A 2,652-nucleotide genomic window follows, 5' to 3' on the forward strand; every position below is an offset into this window, starting at 1 on the left:
CTACAAGTCACAAGTCTTCTAGCCCGTACCAGACACCGCCGAATCTAGCGCAGCGTTCCTCAGTTGCGTCAATCCTCCCACCTCCGGTTTTTTGTTAACGATCGCTTGACTTTTAAGACAGTCGCTACAATTATCCTTAACTGAACCGTATTGTCCTTTACCCTTCAACTTCGCTTGATAGACCACTAGACAAATTTAACAGTCGAAGTATGCCGAAGTCCTGGCTACGCCTACGTGGTAGTCGGAAGGATTAGTTTAAACGCCTATTTCATCCATCTTTAGCTAGTTAACAAGGTTTTCAATAGCATATAAAATATTATTGAAATATAAAATTTTTATACTACTAGTAAGTTTTTCACTAACTGTTACAGATAGGCGAAATAGCTTCTATTTTATAGTTTTTTTAAGACGATAGTCGGGATTAACATTATGCATGAAGTTTCAAAGCAGACTATAGAGACAGCACAAAAACATGCTCAAAAATCAATTGAGCATAGCAAAGAGATACAAGAGTTGGGTAAGAGTTTAGAAACAGATGACCAAATCGAGCCGGAACAAAAAGAACGTATCGAAGCCTATGGAAAAACCATGCACGAACACGCGCAGAAATTTCAAGAATTGGCGCACAGACTAACAGAAGATCCTTCAACAGATGTATTTTCAGAAGCAGTAGAGGAGCATACAAAGGTAAATCAAGCCCATATCGAAGCAATTAAAGAATTTCAAAAGATACAGCCGCCAGCTTAAATTAGATATTAATTAAATATTAAATTTATTTGCTTTTAAGTGGATGCATTATTGAGCTTGTTAGCGCAAGCTCTAGTAGCTATTCAATGCAATGCCAAATTGCAATCAAAATTGATTGAGGATCTTTTGGATGTTTCCCGCATTCTACGGGCAAACTCAGCCTGAATGTTGCTCCAGTCGATCTAGCTGCGACGATTCAAGCGGGGATGGAAACCGTGCGGCGAGCAGATAAAAGCGATCGCCCTGAGTGCCTATGCTGGGGAGATAAATCAGCAACAGGCACTAAAAGCAGGTTTCCACAAGCACATCTCTAAGTACAGCTTTGCGTAAAATCGTAGCGTTTTTAATGCAAGGGGACGCATTGGCATTGTTAGCCGATGCGTTGGCATTGTTAGCCGATGCATTGGCATTGTCAGCCGATGCATTAGTATTGTCAGCCGATGCATTGGCATTGTCAGCCGATGAATTAGTATTGTCAGTCGATGCATTGGCATTGCAGGGTATTGCTAAATTTAATTCGCTACGAATTAATGAAATGCTGTACTAAGCTGATACACGTCTAGATTGTACATTGCAATTGTTAAGACACTCATGCAGTCAATGGTCATCTGTCCTTTGAAATACAAATGACTAATGACAAATGACTAATGACAACCCCCACGAGTAAATATACAATTTAAATGCGTAACAGCTTATTCAAGATAATATCTCAATCGACTATCATCTAAACAACATTAAATCAAGAGAGTCACAGATGGTTTCTTCTAACAGCAAGATAGGTATTATCGGCGCAGGCACATCAGGAGCTTATCTTGCCAGTTTGCTTATTCAAGAAGGGTTTCAAGTTGACTTGTTTGAAAAAGCCCCCGTAGTGCGTACCGATGGATGTGGCATTCTTATTGTCCAATCAGGTATGAAAGCACTTCATAAAGGAAACCCTCAAATAAGCCAAAAAATTATTAACTCTGGCGATCCTGTTAAATTATTTGAGTTTCGCAACCTTAAAGGTGGATTCATCAATTCAGAATCCGTCACCTATGGTGAAGATGAACTACCAGGAATGCTTGTACACCGTAAGGCGATTTTAGAAGCAATCCTCGATACTTTACCCCCTAATAGTATTCGTTTTAACGCTCAATTAGCTTCGATAACGCAGACTGATAATAGCGCGATCGCACACTTTAAAGATGGAAGTCACTGGGAAGGAGATATTATAGTAGGTGCTGATGGCATTCTTTCTAAGGTTCGGCAGTTTGTAGTTCCGAATGTAGAACTATGCTATTTGGGCGATCTAGTTTGGCGAGGGATTGTGACAGATAATAGCTTCTGTCCAGAAGGAAACTTTTTTGTTTATGTACGCGGTCGGGGAATTTATGCAAATTTCTTTCATATTGGTGAAAATCTTACTCATTGGGGTTTCTTTGTAGAAAAGGAGCAGACGGATTCTGAAAAAGGCACACTACAACCGACTAATATATCTATTCCTCCCCAAGAATTAGCCAAACTCCCAGAGGATGCACGAAATGTGATTGAGTCAACTCCTGTGGAAAATATTATCTGTCGTTATTCCTATGACATCGATCCTCTGCCGAAACTCTATGATGGTCGCGTTATTTTAATTGGTGATGCAGCTCACGCAAAAAGTTCGACTCGCGCTAGAGGCATGACTTCAGGTTGGGAAGATGGTTTGTCTTTAACGCAATATCTTACGTCTAGTGCTAGTCTTGCCGAAGCTCTGGAAAATTATCAGGCGGAAAGATTACCCATTGTCCACGAATATCATTGCAGATATCGAAACACAACAGATACATTTAACTGTTACTGATTTAGCATTAACAATTCAGGCAAGTTTTGAAGCCCAGGTTTTGTTTAAGGGTGAAATTACTGTGCCAGTGGAAATGCTAT

At 40.1% G+C, this 2,652-nt stretch carries 3 protein-coding genes; all 3 read left to right on the plus strand.

The features are described 5' to 3' along the window. The first annotated feature begins 429 nt into the window (after nt 1-429). A complete protein-coding gene (locus tag LC574_RS34860) occupies nt 430-747 on the plus strand; it encodes a hypothetical protein (RefSeq protein WP_229458189.1) in 318 nt (105 codons plus the stop codon). A gap of 346 nt (nt 748-1,093) precedes the next feature. Then, nucleotides 1,094-1,294, plus strand: a complete 201-nt coding sequence (locus LC574_RS34865; protein ID WP_229458190.1) for a hypothetical protein — start codon at nt 1,094-1,096, stop codon at nt 1,292-1,294. Between the two features lie 207 nt (nt 1,295-1,501). After that, nucleotides 1,502-2,572 (plus strand): FAD-dependent monooxygenase, encoded by a 1,071-nt coding sequence (locus LC574_RS34870; RefSeq protein ID WP_229458191.1) that lies wholly within the window; start codon nt 1,502-1,504, stop codon nt 2,570-2,572. Nucleotides 2,573-2,652: the final 80 nt, after the last annotated feature.

Source organism: Nostoc sp. CHAB 5715 (assembly GCF_020829685.1).
Taxonomy (GTDB): domain Bacteria; phylum Cyanobacteriota; class Cyanobacteriia; order Cyanobacteriales; family Nostocaceae; genus Nostoc.